The sequence below is a fragment of the Bacillus sp. FSL W8-0102 genome, from assembly GCF_038007225.1.
GTDB lineage: Bacteria > Bacillota > Bacilli > Bacillales > DSM-4216 > Bacillus_O > Bacillus_O smithii.
Map to the genome: position 1 here is coordinate 3,651,122 of NZ_JBBOWT010000001.1, position 17,168 is coordinate 3,668,289.

The 17,168-nt window shown below is 40.2% G+C and carries 17 protein-coding genes and 1 pseudogene; 5 read left to right on the forward strand and 13 right to left on the reverse strand.

Going from position 1 to position 17,168, the window contains the following annotated elements:
* Positions 1-46: 46 nt before the first annotated feature.
* Positions 47-1,237, forward strand: a complete 1,191-nt coding sequence (locus tag N1I87_RS17290) for an oxalate decarboxylase family bicupin (RefSeq protein WP_341103102.1) — start codon at positions 47-49, stop codon at positions 1,235-1,237.
* Positions 1,238-1,612: 375 nt separating this feature from the next.
* Here the strand turns inward: N1I87_RS17290 and N1I87_RS17295 are convergent.
* Positions 1,613-2,068: pseudogene (locus tag N1I87_RS17295) on the reverse strand (ABC transporter ATP-binding protein); the annotation flags it as partial.
* Between the two features lie 35 nt (positions 2,069-2,103).
* Positions 2,104-2,739, reverse strand: coding sequence for a TetR/AcrR family transcriptional regulator (locus N1I87_RS17300; RefSeq protein ID WP_341103104.1), 636 nt, complete (start codon positions 2,737-2,739; stop codon positions 2,104-2,106).
* 400 nt (positions 2,740-3,139) lie between these two features.
* On the opposite strand from N1I87_RS17300, the gene N1I87_RS17305 reads away from it, so the two are divergent.
* The 4 genes from N1I87_RS17305 to gntK all read left to right on the forward strand — a co-directional run bounded on the left by N1I87_RS17305 (position 3,140) and on the right by gntK (position 9,151).
* Positions 3,140-3,598, forward strand: coding sequence for a MarR family winged helix-turn-helix transcriptional regulator (locus tag N1I87_RS17305; RefSeq protein WP_341103106.1), 459 nt, complete (start codon positions 3,140-3,142; stop codon positions 3,596-3,598).
* A 90-nt stretch (positions 3,599-3,688) separates the two neighbouring features.
* The gene (locus tag N1I87_RS17310) at positions 3,689-5,311 is read left to right on the forward strand and encodes an MDR family MFS transporter (protein ID WP_327797386.1); all 1,623 of its coding nucleotides are present in this window, start codon (positions 3,689-3,691) and stop codon (positions 5,309-5,311) included.
* A 651-nt stretch (positions 5,312-5,962) separates the two neighbouring features.
* Positions 5,963-7,288, forward strand: coding sequence for a GntT/GntP/DsdX family permease (locus N1I87_RS17315; protein WP_341103108.1), 1,326 nt, complete (start codon positions 5,963-5,965; stop codon positions 7,286-7,288).
* A gap of 321 nt (positions 7,289-7,609) precedes the next feature.
* Positions 7,610-9,151: a gluconokinase gene (gene gntK / locus N1I87_RS17320; RefSeq protein ID WP_341103463.1), complete on the forward strand. Its 1,542-nt coding sequence runs from the start codon at positions 7,610-7,612 to the stop codon at positions 9,149-9,151.
* Positions 9,152-9,231: 80 nt separating this feature from the next.
* Here the strand turns inward: gntK and N1I87_RS17325 are convergent, their stop codons facing one another.
* The 11 genes from N1I87_RS17325 to N1I87_RS17375 all read right to left on the reverse strand — a co-directional run bounded on the left by N1I87_RS17325 (position 9,232) and on the right by N1I87_RS17375 (position 17,005).
* Complete coding sequence (locus N1I87_RS17325; protein WP_341103110.1) at positions 9,232-9,402, reverse strand: hypothetical protein; 171 nt, start codon at positions 9,400-9,402, stop codon at positions 9,232-9,234.
* Positions 9,403-10,089 carry an urease accessory protein UreH domain-containing protein gene (locus N1I87_RS17330; protein ID WP_341103112.1) on the reverse strand — a complete coding sequence of 229 codons (687 nt, stop codon included), beginning with the start codon at positions 10,087-10,089 and terminating at the stop codon, positions 9,403-9,405.
* Positions 10,090-10,127: 38 nt separating this feature from the next.
* Entirely contained in the window at positions 10,128-10,943 is an 816-nt protein-coding gene (locus tag N1I87_RS17335; protein WP_341103114.1) for an urease accessory protein UreD, read from the reverse strand.
* The gene (ureG, locus tag N1I87_RS17340) at positions 10,940-11,554 is read right to left on the reverse strand and encodes an urease accessory protein UreG (protein ID WP_003354884.1); all 615 of its coding nucleotides are present in this window, start codon (positions 11,552-11,554) and stop codon (positions 10,940-10,942) included. Before ureG ends, N1I87_RS17335 begins: the two co-directional genes overlap by 4 nt.
* A 26-nt stretch (positions 11,555-11,580) precedes the next feature.
* Positions 11,581-12,264, reverse strand: coding sequence for an urease accessory protein UreF (locus tag N1I87_RS17345; RefSeq protein WP_048624306.1), 684 nt, complete (start codon positions 12,262-12,264; stop codon positions 11,581-11,583).
* Positions 12,257-12,703 carry an urease accessory protein UreE gene (gene ureE, locus N1I87_RS17350; RefSeq protein WP_341103117.1) on the reverse strand — a complete coding sequence of 149 codons (447 nt, stop codon included), beginning with the start codon at positions 12,701-12,703 and terminating at the stop codon, positions 12,257-12,259. The genes N1I87_RS17345 and ureE overlap by 8 nt, the downstream gene beginning before the upstream one ends.
* 12 nt (positions 12,704-12,715) lie before the next feature.
* Positions 12,716-14,425 carry an urease subunit alpha gene (gene ureC, locus N1I87_RS17355; RefSeq protein WP_327803697.1) on the reverse strand — a complete coding sequence of 570 codons (1,710 nt, stop codon included), beginning with the start codon at positions 14,423-14,425 and terminating at the stop codon, positions 12,716-12,718.
* On the reverse strand, positions 14,422-14,745 hold the full coding sequence (locus tag N1I87_RS17360) for an urease subunit beta (protein ID WP_327803699.1): 324 nt from the start codon (positions 14,743-14,745) through the stop codon (positions 14,422-14,424). The genes ureC and N1I87_RS17360 overlap by 4 nt, the downstream gene beginning before the upstream one ends.
* A gap of 16 nt (positions 14,746-14,761) precedes the next feature.
* Positions 14,762-15,064: an urease subunit gamma gene (locus N1I87_RS17365; RefSeq protein WP_048624310.1), complete on the reverse strand. Its 303-nt coding sequence runs from the start codon at positions 15,062-15,064 to the stop codon at positions 14,762-14,764.
* A 182-nt stretch (positions 15,065-15,246) separates the two neighbouring features.
* Positions 15,247-15,474, reverse strand: a complete 228-nt coding sequence (locus tag N1I87_RS17370; RefSeq protein WP_327797393.1) for a hypothetical protein — start codon at positions 15,472-15,474, stop codon at positions 15,247-15,249.
* Positions 15,452-17,005: a sodium:solute symporter family protein gene (locus N1I87_RS17375; RefSeq protein ID WP_341103121.1), complete on the reverse strand. Its 1,554-nt coding sequence runs from the start codon at positions 17,003-17,005 to the stop codon at positions 15,452-15,454. The genes N1I87_RS17370 and N1I87_RS17375 overlap by 23 nt, the downstream gene beginning before the upstream one ends.
* Positions 17,006-17,168 lie beyond the last annotated feature (163 nt).

The window sequence follows — 17,168 nt, forward strand, 5'->3', positions numbered from 1 at the left end:
GAGATAAATGACTTATTGCATGATCTGAGGAAGGGGAGCGTGTTTCATGGACAATCGAACTCGGAATCAGCATTATTATGGCCATGTGCCTCATCCTATAAGAGATGATGGCGCCGGTGCAACCGATTTCGGTCCGCGGGACATCATGAGGGACCTGGAGGACCCCGACATGCTGGTTCCGCCTGCCACCGATGCCGGAACGATCCCTAACTTGAAGTTCTCTTTTTCCGACACCAATATGCAGTTAAATCATGGTGGTTGGTCACGAGAAGTAACGGTAAGACAGCTGCCGATCGCAACCACACTGGCAGGCGTGAACATGCGTCTGACCCCTGGGGGTGTTCGTGAGCTGCATTGGCATAAACAAGCGGAATGGGCCTTCATGATTATGGGCCGGGCGCGCATCACCGCCGGCGATCAGAACGGTCGGAACTTTATTGCGGACGTCGGCCACGGGGATCTATGGTACTTTCCCCCCGGCATTCCACACTCCATCCAAGGGCTTGAAGAAGGCTGCGAGTTTCTGCTTGTTTTCGATGACGGCAACTTCTCCGACTTCGACACCTTCTCCATCTCAGATTGGTTCGCGCACACACCGAAAGACGTGCTGTCCGCAAATTTCGGCGTATCAGAAAGCGCCTTTGCTCATATGCCCAAAAAACAACGATACATTTACCAATCAAAAGTTCCCGGTCCTTTGGAGAGCCAAAAGATACCGGACCCTTATGGAACGGTGCCCAAAAGCTTCACACACCGGTTGCTTGCGCAGGAACCGCTCGTCACTCCGGGCGGGACAGTGCGTATAGTCGATTCCACCAACTTCCCCATTTCAACTACCGTTGCGGCGGCATTGGTAGAAATCAAGCCAGGCGCTATGAGGGAAATGCATTGGCACCCGAATAACGATGAATGGCAGTATTACCTATCGGGCACGGGACGCATGACCGTATTCGCAGCAAATGGCAAGGCGCGAACTTTCAATTACCGGGCCGGTGATGTAGGATATGTGCCGTTCGTCTTCGGACACTACATCCAGAACACCGGTGACCAAAGCCTATGGTTTCTGGAGATGTTCAAGAGTGACCGTTTTGCCGATGTGTCACTAAATCAGTGGATGGCGCTCACTCCTCGGGAGCTGGTAGCGGACAACTTGCATGCAGGACCAGAATTGATGAACGCACTACGTAAAGAAAAATGGCCGGTTGTCAAATACTCCAATCAACAACGACAAGTTTGATGCGACCAAACCGTTGATCATTTCTGTGAGCTGTCTGCCGACTCCAAAATTAGCTGTCGCTTATAATGATTTTTTACATCACAAACACAAGGAAAGATTGAAAAATCCTGTGCATTCGCTAAGTCTCACTCCTTGCCCTCATCTTCAATCTCCCAGTGAGCAGATCTTGCCTCCGCAAATGGTTATCCATGATTCATTTCACCTTATTTGAATCATTCACTGTTACACAAAGATTTCGCAACTTTATCCTATTGAACCAACAAGCACAAAGCATTTTATCCGGTTATAAAAGACAAGTTTAAACCATGACTTTTTAGTCATGGTTTTCGCTCTTTTTGTCAATAACTGATTATCAATTTATTTTTTATATCAAAAAATCATCAGCTTTGGCTCATGGAGCAGCGCTTGAACGATCCCAACCTTCTTTTTGTTCCCCAAAGATAAATCATCTATTTTTTTATTCAGATCCAAATCCATTATTTCAGCTAATTCTTTCATTCTCTTGCTGCAATCTTTTTTATAAAAGCTAGCTGAATATTTCAGCAAATCTATCACCTTCATATTGTCATAATAAAAAACTTCTGAAGGCAAATAGCCGATGTCTTTTTTGATTTCAGGAGCATATTTTATACAGTCTTTTCCGAAAATCTTGGCATTTCCGCTTGTCGGATAAATGAGAGACAATAACGTTCTTATAGTCGTCGACTTTCCCGCACCATTTGGTCCGATGAATCCAAAAATCTCCCCTTGTTCAACCGTAAAACTAATATCCGTAATTCCTCTTGCCTTTCCATAGGTTTTCGTCAAGTGGTTGATTTCAATGACATTCATTCTTTGAACCCCCTTTTTTAATAATGCAGACTTTCTCAATCTTCGGTTTCATCATAAAAAGATTCCTTAAGCAGATTTAGATAATGATCCATTTCCGATAATATTTCATCCATATCGAAATGCTTCAAAGAGAATTGCTTCATCTTTTTTTGCTGTTCATTTGATAATCCTTCCATCGTCCACATGATAATTTTGATAGCTCTGTTTATATCAAGGCCTTGTTTAAATTTTGAAGTATCAATATCGGTAAATAATTTTTGATAGCTGCTGACCAATATTTCGTTATTCCTTTGCTCTAACTCTTTTTTTACCTCGTCGGATTCTTCTTGAGAGGCGGCTATAAAGAAATTGAAGATATCGGGATATTTCTTCATTAATTCAAATTCCAGGACTGTGCATTCTCGCCATCTCATGAACAAGTCTTTTTCATTCCAATCGATTTTCGCGTAAAACTCATCCATGATCATCTCTACAAAATAGTCATACAAAAATAAAAACAATTCCTTTTTATTTTTGAAATAGTGAAAAAGCAGCCCTTTTGAGATATTGGCTTCTTTTACAATCTCATTGGTGGACGCTTTTTCATAACCATGTTTGGCAAATTCTTTTAGTGCCGCATTTAAAATTCGTTCTTGCTTTTCTGGATTTATTTGAAAGAAATTGGAAAACAAATGATGATCCCCCCATTTATTTACCGTTATTGACCGATTTGGTCAATTTCATCATAATTCTATTGACCAATTAGGTCAATAGAATATAAAATGAAATTTCCTGATTCATCCTATCCTCAAGAGGAATGTTCAAAACTTGATCGGAATATCATATAAAGTTTTGTGGAAAAAATACCGTTTGTATGAAAAGGTTCATCCTGCAGATTTTTTTGACATGAAAAAAGAACGAAAAGTAGAGGATGTTTCCATAAATGAGTGAATATAACTCGTTAGTATTTAAAAAAATCGTCGTTGATTTTTATTTCAATAGCCTTTATATTTAATGGCATGGAATTTTATATACAGTAAATATTTATAAAATGTAAATTTACCTCCAATAATTAGTAAGGAGAATCCGATTATGGGGGATATTTGTGACTACATTGCACGAATCCAATCGGCCAGTCATCTTGTTTACCAAAAAATACATCCGGAAATGTCGGAAAGTCTACATGATCATGGAATAACACCTACACAACTGTTTGTTCTGTCTTTATTAAAAACGCAAGGAAGATGTAACATTTCTCAATTAGCCGATCACCTGGGTGTAAAACCAAGTGCCGTAACATTTATGATGGATCGCCTTGAACAGAACAAACTCATTATGCGCGAGCATGATCAAAAGGATAGAAGAGTGGTCAATATTAGACTGACCAAACAAGGAGAAAATATGTTGGAAACCATTTTGGAAAGCAGAAAAGCCATCATAACCAAATACCTTTCCTATTTGACAGAAGATGAACTTTCGTTTATGGCGGAGACTGCCGAAAAACTTGCAAATTACACAGAAAAAGAACAAATAGAAGAACGAACAGACTGAAAGATAAAGGATCAACATGTTGTTTCGTTAACTTAAGATAACGAAACATCCCGTTTATAGATGATACAAAAGAAAAAAGGAGCTATGGATATGGATAAAACGATGGATACAAATCATAATCGTACGATATTATTGATTGGTCTTATTATTGCGATGTTCTTTTCTGCGCTTGACGGAACCATTGTGGGAACCGCTATGCCAAAAATCGTAGGAGACCTAGGCGGATTAAGTATGATGACATGGCTTACTACCGCTTATTTGCTTACTTCTACTACTATTGTTCCGATCGCAGGAAAATTATCGGATTTATTAGGCCGCAGAGTGGTATATGTTGCAGGACTGATTATTTTTATGGGGGCATCAGCACTTTGCGGAATGGCCCATAACATGACAGAGCTAATTATCTATCGTGGAATACAAGGAATTGGCGGCGGAATCATGATGCCGATGGCTATGATTGTCATCGGGGATACATTTACAGGAGAGCAGCGCGCCAAATTCCAAGGAATTTTTGGCGGAATTTATGGCCTCGCTTCTGTCATTGGTCCGCAAATCGGCGGATGGATTGTCGACTCATTAAACTGGAAATGGGTATTTTATATCAACCTCCCTGTTGGAATTTTAGCCACCATCTTTATCGCCTTAGGATTACAAAAACACAAACATACAGGCCCTATTCACTTTGACATTGCCGGTATGTTTACGATGATGGTCGGAACCGTCAGCTTGCTTCTGGCGCTTAGTTTAGGCGGAAAAGACTACGATTGGAATTCATGGCAAATTATCGGTCTGTTTGCATTGGCAGCCATCGGTTTAGTGAGTTTCGTGATCGTGGAAAGGAAAGCGAAAGAACCGATTCTTCCTTTGCATTTGTTCAGAAATAGAACATTCGTTTTCTTGAATTTAATTGGATTCTTTATGACGATTGGAATGTTTGGAGCCGTTACGTTTGTTCCGTTTTTTATGCAAGGCATTATTGGAGTCAGTGCTACTCAATCCGGAACGATCATGACACCGATGATGATTTCCATGATTATTACAAGCATTATCGGCGGCCAGCTCGTTTACAAGATGGGCATCAAACTGCAAATCATGATAGGGATGTTCATTATGGCCGGTGGACTCTTTTTATTAACTACTTTAGATATGGATACAAGCAAGTTAGTCGCAACATCTTATATGGTTGTGATAGGTTTAGGGTTAGGGTTCGTGATGCCAACAATTACTTTGGCTCTTCAAGAAAGTTTTTCAAAGCAAGAACTGGGGGTTGTCACCTCTTCCAGCCAATTTTTCCGTTCTATTGGAGGTACCTTTGGCATTACCGTTTTAGGAGCTGTCATGAATAGCACATCCGGTACATTATTGACAGACAAACTAGTTCCATTTTTAAATACATTGCCTGCACAGGCGGGACCTATCGTATCAAAATTTAAACAGATGATAGCAGACAATCCAGAAGGTTTGTTCCAAATGCTCTTTAATCCAAAAACGTTGAAACAGATGCCTCCTGAATTGTCCAATCAAATGGTGCCGATTTTAAAAACATCCTTAATGGATTCCTTGCATAGCGTGTTTTTTGTAGGTTTATGGTTTGTCGTAGCTGGAGCAGCGTGCACCCTTTTCTTAAAACAAATCCACTTGTCGAACAAAAAAGGTGAAAAAGAATCGAAACTGAAAAATAGAAAAAAAGTCGTTGCTACCAATTCGAATTAAATGAACGAAAATATCATTCATCAAAGGGCTGTTTGCAATGATTTCAATATAACAAGTTCCATCTTTTCTTAGCAACAGCCATGCGAAAAGAAGCCGTCCATTTGGATAGCTTCTTTTTTCGTTTGGCGAAGTAATAGTTCACTTATTTTTTTTGCAAAAACAACGGCTCTTGTGTAATCAACGCCGTCTAATAAAACACTCCCAAGAAACTTATCAAATAATGCCTCCTATCTCCCTAAAATTGGAACAATTATGGGAAACCACTTGAAAAAATCCTTCTTTTTCAAAAGCTGAGCTGAATGATTTCATTTAAATGATGAACGCAATAACTCGATAACCTGCGCGGCTTCTTGACTTTCAATTTCAAAGCTTCAACGTTCATGGCATTTTCATTGTACAAATAAAAAGTTCATATATTCTCAAAAATCCTATCATTAAATTTAAATAAAATTCTATTGATTTACGAAAAATTTTTTCATATAATTTACTTACAAAATGAAAATGCTTTCAATTATTAGTTGTGCTGCAGTGATCACATTCGGTCCCATCCGAAAAGGAAATTTGTGACCCCCTAACACAACAAAAACATGACAGTATCGTTTTCAACTTTTTTGAAAACGATTACCGTATAAAAGGAAGGTGAAATGAAGTATGGATCTATATTTGTTGACCATTACATTTTTGGCCATTCTCATTGTTATTTTAGGAGTATCATGGTGGAAATGGCATGCGTTTATCAGCTTGCTTGTCGCCAGTTTGTTCTTAGCGATCATGTCCGGAATGTCCTTGGATAAAATCGTAACTGCCTATGAAACCGGAGTTGGGGGTGTATTAGGCCATTTAGTCGGAATTTTGGCATTAGGCATCATTTTAGGACAGATGATGTCAGAATCAGGCGCTGGAATGCAAGTGGCCAATTTCTTCGTTCGGCTTTTCGGTGTAAAGAAATTGCCCTGGGCCATGCTTCTTTCAGGGTTTATTATTGGAATTCCTGTGTTCTTTGAAGTCGGAATTTTGATTGTATTGCCATTAGTCATTTCTATTCATAAAACGACGAAACAAAACATTTTATTAATCGCTTTGCCTGTCATTGCCGGTTTATCGATCGTACACGGTCTTGTGCCGCCGCATCCGGGAGCGATTGCCGCGATCCAGATTTACAATGCCAATCTTGGAAAAGTGCTTCTTTATTCCTTGATTATTGCGCTTCCTGCAGCCATTATCGCAGGACCATTATTTGCAAAATGGGTTCATAAACGCGTCATTCCTGAAAGCGAACCGGAGTTAATTCGCGTCAATATGACAGCGAAAACATTACCTAGTACAGGACTTTCGTTCTTCATCATTTTATTGCCTGTATTGTTAATGATTTTATCGGCCGTTGCACCATATTTGCCGCTTTCAAAAGGCTTCATGAAATTTTTCGAATTCATTGGAAGCCCTATCATTGCGCTTCTGATCGCTTGTTTCGCAGCATTCTACTTCCTTGGAATTCGTCAAGGAATGAGTAAAAAAGACATTAAGAAATTAACAGATCAATGCTTGCTGCCTGTTGGTTCCATCATTTTAATCATTGGAGCCGGCGGTGGATTTAAACAAATCCTTATCGATAGCGGTGTTGGTACGACCATTGGTCATATGTCCCAACATCTATCTCTGTCTCCCCTTGTTTTAGCCTTTATGATATCAGGATTAATTCGTATTGCTACAGGTTCAGCAACCGTCGCCTTAACCACAGCGGCTGGCATCGTTTCACCTATTATTGAACATATGTCCGGTGTCAATCTGGAATTGCTCGTGATCGCAACGGGTGCAGGTTCCTTAATGTTCTCACACGTAAACGATGCCGGATTCTGGATGGTAAAAGAATATTTAGGATTATCCATGAAAGAAACGTTTAAAACATGGACCGTATTGGAAACAATCCTTTCATTTACCGCTTTTGCAGGCGCTTTGCTGCTTAATATGTTTGTATAAAAACAAAACTCCTTCTACACATCCGTAGAGGGAGTTTATCTCTTTGAGAATTCAACAACATGAGCTGATGAAAACAAAACGAGACAGAATATGGTATGATGCAAACGATGGCAGAAGATTGTAAAAAGGAAATGATGGAAAAATTTTTAATCCTTAAGAGATGGAGTGGCTTAAAACGGTTCATGTCATCAACCTATGTAAAGAAAAGAACCGATGAAAACAACACTGGACCTTACTGATCATAGCTTGTTGCTAAAGAAAGAAAGGCGCTTATCGGAAAAGAGAGCACTTAGGTTGTCAGGTATTTGTAAGGAGGAAAAAATCATGAGTTCAAAATATGTAATCGGTGTAGATATTGGAACAACCAGTACAAAATCCGTTTTGTTTTCCGCAGAAGGATCCGTTATTTCAAGACATGGAATTGAATATTCTTTATTCTCCCCTACACCGGAAACGGCAGAACAAGATCCGGAAGAAATTTTCCGCGCTGTGGTCAACACCATTAAGAGAACGATACAAGATAGCCATGTTCAGCCAGCTGATATTCTTTGCGTTTCCTTTAGTTCCGCCATGCACAGCGTCATTGCTGTAGACAAAGAAGGCAAGCCTTTAACGAATTGCATCACCTGGGCGGATAACAGAAGCGCAAAATGGGCCGAAAAAATAAAAAAGGAAATGAATGGCCATGAGATTTATCGGCGGACCGGAACGCCTATCCATCCGATGTCTCCTCTTTCTAAGTTGACATGGCTTCGAAATGAGCATCCCGAAATATTTGCACGCAGCTATAAATTCATATCAATAAAAGAATATATCTTTTATAAGCTATTTAAGGAATATATGATAGATTATTCGATTGCCTCCGCAACAGGAATGTTTCATTTAAATTCCTTAAAATGGGATGAGGAAGCTCTACGTATCGCCGGTATATCAGAAGAGCAGCTGTCACGTCCCGTACCAACCACTTATCGTTTAACAGGTTTGGATGAAACGTTTGCAAAAGAAATGAATTTGCTTCCGTTCACTCCTTTTGTGGTAGGAGCCAGTGATGGCGTATTATCCAATTTAGGAGTTAATGCAATAGATCCCGGAGTTGTGGCTGTCACCATTGGGACAAGCGGTGCTATCCGAACCGTAACGAACCGCCCTGTAACCGATCCTAAAGAAAGAATCTTTTGTTATGCATTGACTGAAAACCATTGGGTCATTGGAGGCCCGGTCAACAACGGAGGCATGATTTTCCGATGGGTTCGCGATCAACTAGGTTCTTCAGAGGTCGAAACAGCGAAGCGTTTAGGGAAAGATCCATATGAAGTGCTGACAGAGATAGCGGCAAAAGTCAATCCCGGATCGGACGGATTATTATTTCATCCGTATTTAGCCGGAGAACGGGCTCCATTGTGGGATGCCAATGCAAGAGGCTCTTTCTTTGGATTAGGTTTGCATCATAAAAAAGAACATCTAATTCGTGCTGTTTTGGAAGGGGTTATTTTCAACTTATACACCGTTCTGCTTGCCTTAGAAGAATTAATCGGTGAGCCGAAAAAAATTCAAGCCACCGGAGGCTTTGCCAGATCCCCACTCTGGCGTCAAATGATGGCGGACATCTTCGATCAAGAGGTATATATACCGGAAAGTTTTGAAAGTTCTTGTTTGGGAGCCGCCATCCTTGGCTTATATAGTCTAGGTGAAATTCATTCATTACACGTAGTATCTGAAATGGTAGGTGCCACCCATCACCATGTACCGAATCCAGAACATGTATCCGTCTATAAAGAATTAATTCCTATCTACATTCGCCTTTCTAGACTGTTAAAAGAAGAATATGAAAGTATTGCAGCCTTTCAAAAGAAAAGAGTTTAGAAACTCTTAGTAAAGTGCAGAAATGGAATGAAAACAAGGGAACCTTTCGTCCAATCACGATTCCCTTGTTTTTTTATTTCCTAATCAGAAACGGTAAAGGCCCCGTTCTTGCTTTTGGTTAAGACAAAAAAGATCTCCAAGCATCTGTCAAACCACCCATCATCCTGCCAATAGTTTTTAATACCGTTCGCCATTATGATGGAACGAATGATCTTATCATGATGCAGCAAAAAACATTTTCTTGTTCCCATTTACCGTATCCAAAGTTTAAATAAGCCTTCGGTTACACCTAAATTATACATATAATGAATTCCGAATACCGTGCTGATAAAGCCTGTTATTTGAATGAAGGCATTGTGAATACGAATCTTTCTGGCACTCAGTGTAAATGGGATCCCAATTAAAGTCGTAAAGCAAAGCATGCCCAAAACCGTTCCGGCGCCAAAAAACAGAATATAAAGAAGACCTTCCCATGCATTTTCTACTGTACTCATTGTCAACAATACCATGGCTGCACTTCCGGCAAGTCCATGAATGATCCCAATAAAAAGAGATTTAACATAGGGAATCCCTTTATATGTATAAATAGGATGATCTTTATGAAGATGAAGACGAAAATGGGAATGTTCATGCGTTTTCTTAAGAGAAAGAATGGCTGAAATTCCAAAATAAACGAGTATGATTCCGACTAAAAACTCTAATGACATCGACCATTCTTGTGAAATTTTTTTCTTCATCAAAATAATAGTCATTCCAAATATAAGTAATGTGGATGTATGCCCGATCCCCCAAAAGACTCCGGCTAAAGAGGATCTCCAAAGTTTTTTACTTTGACAAACAATCGTTGATACAGCTATCACATGATCCGGCTCCATAGCATGTTTTATTCCAAGAACGAATCCTAAAGTTAAAACAGAAAGCAAGTCTACTTGGTCCATCTATAAGCCTCCTAATATCATTTATTCCTCACCCTATCTCAATACTTTCGCCAAATGACACCATTCTTGCCTAATAACTCTCGTCTGGCATATGAATGAGCGCGAGAAATCATGTTCTCAATGATACCCGTACTACGTGCAAGTATACGTAAAATAATGCCGCTAGCCGGTAATGATGTCATACCAAATCGAACGTCGGAATCAAAAGCCTCCATTTCATCATATAAACGGTCAAGAAATGTTTTATCTGCTTTTGGATGAAAGATCAAAAAAGTGCCGATATGAGTATGTCCGTCCATTTGCAGCATTCCGGACATATCTTCATCCGGCTCAAGCCGTAAATGATCAAACAACACAAGCCGGTCCTTTTTATATACTTTTAATTTCGAACGAATCCAATCATAAGGAAACAAACTCCCATCTTCCGCCCAACCCGGTGTAATGACATCGCTGTAAAAAAAACCGGCATCCTCTTCTATATGAACGGTCGTTTCTTGTATAAAACGTGCTTCTTTATAAGCAATTAAAGAATCCGGCAAGTATTCAAGAACGCTTCCTTTTTTTAAGTGAATGTTCGTTTTCTGAACAACAGGCTTCTTTGGTGTTTTATATACTTTTGTGGCGGATTGCGTTGTAACCGCCAGCTCAGCTTCTTCTTCCACGTTGAGATTGGTTAAATAAACATCCCCGTCTACATAGCCTCCGCCAACATGAATGAGATATAAGAAAGGTAGATCCTTTTCAAGATAAATGGGACGGCTCACTTTTAAGGCCCCTTCATGATAGCAAGATGAGATAATGGTTTTTTGCCGCTTTTTAGCGGCAGATACTTGTAATACTCCTGTATATTTCATGATTCCAATCCGTACAAAAGTGCATTGGTTTTAATCCATTCCAATACTTCTGCAAGACCGATTTCATCTTTTAAATTGGTAAAAATATATGGCTTATCCCCTCTCGCTGCCAGAGTATCGCGCTCCATAACCTCTAAACTGGCTCCAACATACGGAGCGAGATCAATTTTATTGATGATAAAAAGATCAGATTTAATCATCCCTTGTCCACCTTTACGCGGAATTTTTTCCCCTTGCGCTACATCAATAATGTAAATAGAGAAATCGACTAGTTCCGGGCTGAATGTAGCGGCTAGATTATCCCCGCCGCTTTCGATAAATATCAACTCAAGATCGGGATGCCTTTCTTTTAGTTCATCAATGGCGGCAAAATTCATGGATGCATCTTCACGAATAGCTGTATGCGGACACCCTCCTGTTTCCACACCAATGACGCGATCTGCCGGCAGCACTCCATGCTTCAGAAGAAATTGAGCATCTTCTTTCGTATAGATATCATTTGTCACAACGGCGATGCTCAATTCTTTATGCATGGCTCTCGTCAATTTTTCCACAAGCATCGTTTTTCCCGCTCCAACAGGCCCTCCGATTCCAATACGTATTGGTTCCACGTTTCTCACTCCTTATATTCCGAATTTTAAGACATAAATAAGCGCACATTTAAACGTTCATGGCGCATTTGAGCAATTTCCATCCCGGGACTTACCGCTCCTAAATCCTCTTTAGGCAATTGTGAAATCGTTCTTACCCCTTCCTCTAAAAGAGGTTGAATTTCAACTAAGATCTTTTGACCGTCTGTTTGACCAATCGGAATTCCACGCACCGCATTTTGCACAAGAGCAGATACATTGGCAAATAAATAGGCTCCAACTGCCGTTTCCTTTGTCACCTTTAAGTGGTAAGCGACAATCGCAAACACTATGGCAGAATGACCATACGCTTTCTTTTCTTTTATCCGGTTTGTATATTCTATTAAAATAGGAGATGGATACAGATCCACACATAGCTTGGCCATCCGTTCCCCCATCCTTTGATTCCCGCTTCTTGTTTCTTGCGCAACGTTCGATGCAAATAAAATGTGATCAAGCTCCTCCAATGTGGATGGTTCATTTTGTTCCATTGCTTCATAAGCCAGTCTGCAAGCAAGGCCTTCTGTGAAAAACAGCTGTTTCCGAATATAAACGGAAATAGCATTCTTAAAGCTTTCTTTATCCGTGATCACTTTTTCTTGAATGTATGTTTCCAATCCAAAAGAGTGAGAAAACGATCCCGATGGAAAGTTGGAATCACACAACTGAAAAAGTGAAAATAATCTATTCATGACGATGTCCTATTGGGCGAAATGCTTGTTTCATTTTTCTGTTTTCACGTGTAAATGGAATCGATAGCTTCTGAAGCAGTTCTTCTACTAAATAGTCATATTGCACAATCATTTCATTTCCTTCAAACTGCGCCGGCAAATGCCGATTGCCAAGTTGATGCGCAATTTCCCCCATTTGCTGCATGGATGTTGGTTTGATCGTTAATACATCATCTTCTAAGACCGATATCACAATCATATTGTGATCGTCCATGTATAAAATATCTCCATCTTGTAATTCCTGATGTTCTTTTAAGCGAATGCCAATCTCTTTGCCATGATCTGTCACAACCCGTTTCACCTGTTTGACTAAATCATCGCTTCGCATATAAACCCGTTCTATATGTGGAACTCTTTTCTCTAATGTCGTGATGTTTCCGACTACTTTTTCAACCATCATGTTTTTCTCACCTCAAAATAAGAAATACCGTTGTGCCATCGGGACGATTTCTGCCGGTTCACATGTCACTAATTGACCGTCTACCCTCACTTCATATGTTTGAGGATCGACGTCAATTTTTGGGGTTTTATCATTCAAAATTAAATCTTTTTTCGTCAATTTTCGAATTCCATAGACCGGTTTCACCTTTTTCTTCAAACCCAACTGTTCATGAATGCCTTTTTCATACGCTGCCTTTGAAACAAAGGTGATAGACGTTTGATATTTGGCATCTCCTTTCGCTGCAAACATCGGACGATATAAAACCGGCTGCGGTGTCGGAATGCTGGCATTGGGATCTCCCATAGTGCTGTAAGCAATCATTCCTCCTTTTAAAACCAGTTCAGGTTTCACACCAAAAAAAGCAGGATTCCACACCACTAAATCAGCTAATTTCCCCACTTCAACAGAACCCACATAATCCGCAATACCATGAGCAATGGCTGGATTGATCGTATATTTGGCAATATAACGTTTCACGCGAAAGTTGTCTCCCACACCTTTGTCTTCTTCTAATTTCCCTCTTTGCTTTTTCATCTTGTCAGCCGTTTGCCACGTACGAATGATCACTTCTCCTACGCGCCCCATCGCTTGTGAATCGGACGAAATCATGCTGAATACGCCTAAATCATGTAAAATATCTTCCGCCGCGATGGTTTCTTTCCGAATACGTGAATCGGCAAAGGCAATATCCTCCGGAATATTGGCGTCTAGGTGGTGGCAAACCATTAACATATCTAAATGCTCTTCCAAAGTATTGATAGTATAAGGTCGAGTTGGATTCGTGGAAGAAGGCAAAATATTCGGGAAGCCGGCCGCTTTTATAATATCCGGAGCATGCCCGCCTCCAGCTCCTTCTGTATGATAGGTATGAATCACTCGACCGTCTATGGCTTTCAATGTATCCTCGACAAATCCACCTTCATTTAAAGTGTCGGTATGAATCGCTACTTGCACGTCATATAGATCCGCCACTTTCAAACATGTATCAATAGCCGCCGCTGTCGATCCCCAATCTTCGTGAAGCTTTAATCCCACTGCTCCTGCTTCAATTTGTTCCTTTAAAGGAGCCTCATCAGAACAGTTTCCCTTTCCTAAAAAGCCCAAGTTCATCGGGAACTCTTCGGCTGCTTGAAGCATACGATGGATATTCCAAGGCCCCGGTGTACAAGTAGTGGCATTTGTGCCTGTAGCGGGTCCTGTTCCTCCGCCAATCATAGTGGTCACACCCGATGCAAGAGCTGTTTCGATTTGCTGAGGGCAAATAAAGTGAATATGAGCATCTATTCCTCCGGCTGTCACAATCATCCCTTCTGCAGCTATGACTTCCGTTGCCGCCCCAATCACCATATCGACCCCATCCATTAACAGCGGGTTCCCCGCTTTGCCTATGGAGGCAATCATTCCATCTTTTATGCCGATATCCGCTTTGTAAATACCTGTATAGTCAACAATAATCGCGTTTGTTAATACAAGATCGACGCATTCATCGCTTGTCGCCAAAGGATGCTGCCCCATTCCATCTCGGATCACCTTTCCGCCGCCAAACTTTACTTCATCTCCATAGGTTGTATAGTCTTTTTCAATTTCGATAAACAATTCTGAATCTGCCAAACGAATGGCGTCGCCGACAGTTGGTCCAAACATATCCGCATATTGCTTTCGAGACATCGAAAAACTCATTTTCTTTTCCCCATTTCAACTGATCCATTCGTTAAATTATTTAAACCATACACTTTGCGTTCACCTGAAAACGGAATTATTTCTACTTCTTTCACATCACCGGGCTCGAAGCGAACCGCCGTTCCAGCCGGAATATTCAAATGCATGCCAAATGCTTTTTCACGATGAAATTGAAGCGATTGATTCACTTCAAAAAAATGAAAATGGGAACCAATCTGAACAGGTCGATCACCCCGGTTTAACACGCGAATCTTGATGCTCTGCTTATTTTGATTGCATAAAATAGGTTCTTTTTTCAATACATACTCCCCTGGTATCAACGTATGTCCTCCTCATTTAACGAATCGGGTCATGAACCGTGACAAGCTTTGTTCCATCAGGAAAGGTTGCCTCAATTTGAATATCCGGGATCATTTCGGCAACCCCTTCCATTACATCTTCTTTTGTAAGAATCGTTGCACCGTATTGCATTAACTGAGCTACCGTTTTTCCATCCCGCGCCCCCTCCAGCACTTCATATGTAATCATCGCGACAGCTTCAGGATAATTTAATTTTAAGCCCCGCTCTTTACGACGACGGGCCAAGTCAGCCGCCACAACAATCATGAGCTTTTCCATTTCACGTGAAGTCAGTTTCATGGATAACCTCCTATTTTAAGTGGTTGTTCCAAACTATGAAATTGATCTTATAAATCCCCATTTATAAGATTGAATATTTAGAATTTTCTATCTAAAAATTATATCAAATTTCCTTCTAATACATCCAATAGATTCTCACTCATTTTACAAACCCGCCAGCAACAGCTTTTTTTTGTGATATATTATTGATCTTTCTTAAAAAGCTCCATCAACGGTCTGATCGTGATAAAAATACCGGCTACCATTAACCATACGAAAGCAAGTACAGTCCAACCTTTAAAAAACGATAAACTATACTGATATCCTGTGATAAACATAATCCCGGGCCACACAAATATCAAAATAACGGTTAACCCAATAGCCCACTGTATACACAACTTTGCGTCTTTATTTATTGGCTGTTTCTCCATAGCTAACTTCCTTTCCATATTCAGATAAGTCATCATCGTAGCTTTTAAACTTATCTTTTAAAGAATCAAAATCAAATTCCTGACTGGACAGCAATCCATGACCGATGGAAATAACACCACTAACAACAAAAACCGTTAAATTTCCAATCAACATAGGATAAAGCCCGCCTAACGATTCGATCGTAATTTCTCCTGATGTGGCATAAGCCGATGAAACCCATGCGATGAGTCCGCTGATCATTCCCAATAAAGCTCCATAAAAAGATCCTTCATTCGTTGCCCGTTTCCATAACAACCCAAGGGTAACAGGAATCACGGCACTGCTTATAAAAATTCCCATTGCCATATAAACGAAACTAAGGCTTATCCCTACTTTAAAAAGCAAAATGGACAATAGCCCCATTGCCAATCCGGCACATAAGGTTACTTGGCGGGAAACACTTAATATTTTTTGACTATATGCTTGTGGATGGATGGAGTGAAGGTAGATGTCCGTAACGATGATGTTTGTAATAGCCGTCAGTTCCGCAACACCCGTAGACATCACAGCCATAAAAAGCATAATTAAAAATAAGATAGATCCAACAGTCCCCATGACGTGGGCCGCCATAATAGGGGCAACAGAGTCCGGCGAGTCAACAGAAATTCCTAACCCGGCTGCACCCACACCTAGAAAAGTGGCCATGGTAAACGGAATTGAAAACCAAGCAATCCCTCCATAAATATAGGCTTTCGCTGCTGCTCTTTCTGTACTTGCAATGGCGCGCTGCCAATAAGATTGATCCACAAATACGGTTCCAAAATTACCAATAATATTGATCATTCCAAAAAACAGTCCCGGTATCGAAGCCATTGTGATCATTTGTTTGGATTCAGGGATTTTACGTAATCCTTCATAAATATCCGTAACACCGAATTTGTAATAAACAGCCGCTGCAAAAATAGCAAGAATGGCAAAGATAATAACTGTATTTAAGTAGTCTGCAATAAAGGAAGCTTTTAATCCACCGATCACCGTGAAAATCGTGAAAGTGATAGGAATTAAAAGCGCTGCAATATATACATTCATTCCCGTTAAAGAGTGTAAAGAAACCGCTCCACCCAAAATGACCATTGCCGTTACGATGATATTGGTCATTAAAGCGAATACGAGCATCAATCGGTGATTTTTCTTATCAAATCGCTGAGCGATAAATTCTAAAAATGTATGAGCATTCGGTGCTTTCCGTTTCAAATGAATGGCCACTATCGCAAATAGTAAAATTTGAATAGTAGCGCCAGCAGCATACCAATAAGGTCCACTAATTCCATATTGATATCCGGTAGAAGAAGACATCATTAATGTCGCTGCCCATGTCCAAGCGGCAATAATGGAAGCACTCGCTAAACCCACCCCGACACTCCTGCCTGCGGTGCTAAATTGTTCTGCCGTCATGACTTCTCCTTGACGACGTTGGATCAAAACTGTAATCACTGTAAAAACAATTCCAAAGATAAGCAATATAAGATACCCGACACTCGATGATAACATTCTATCCCTCCTTTAATATGATGGTAATGTTAGAATTCAAACAAATGTTATATAACTTAACACAAAATAAATATAAAATATAACTTAATTTTTTGTCAATACTAAATTTTCCGAAATATAAATCTGTAGTTCAGATTATTTCTCCCATTTTCGGTGGTTTTGA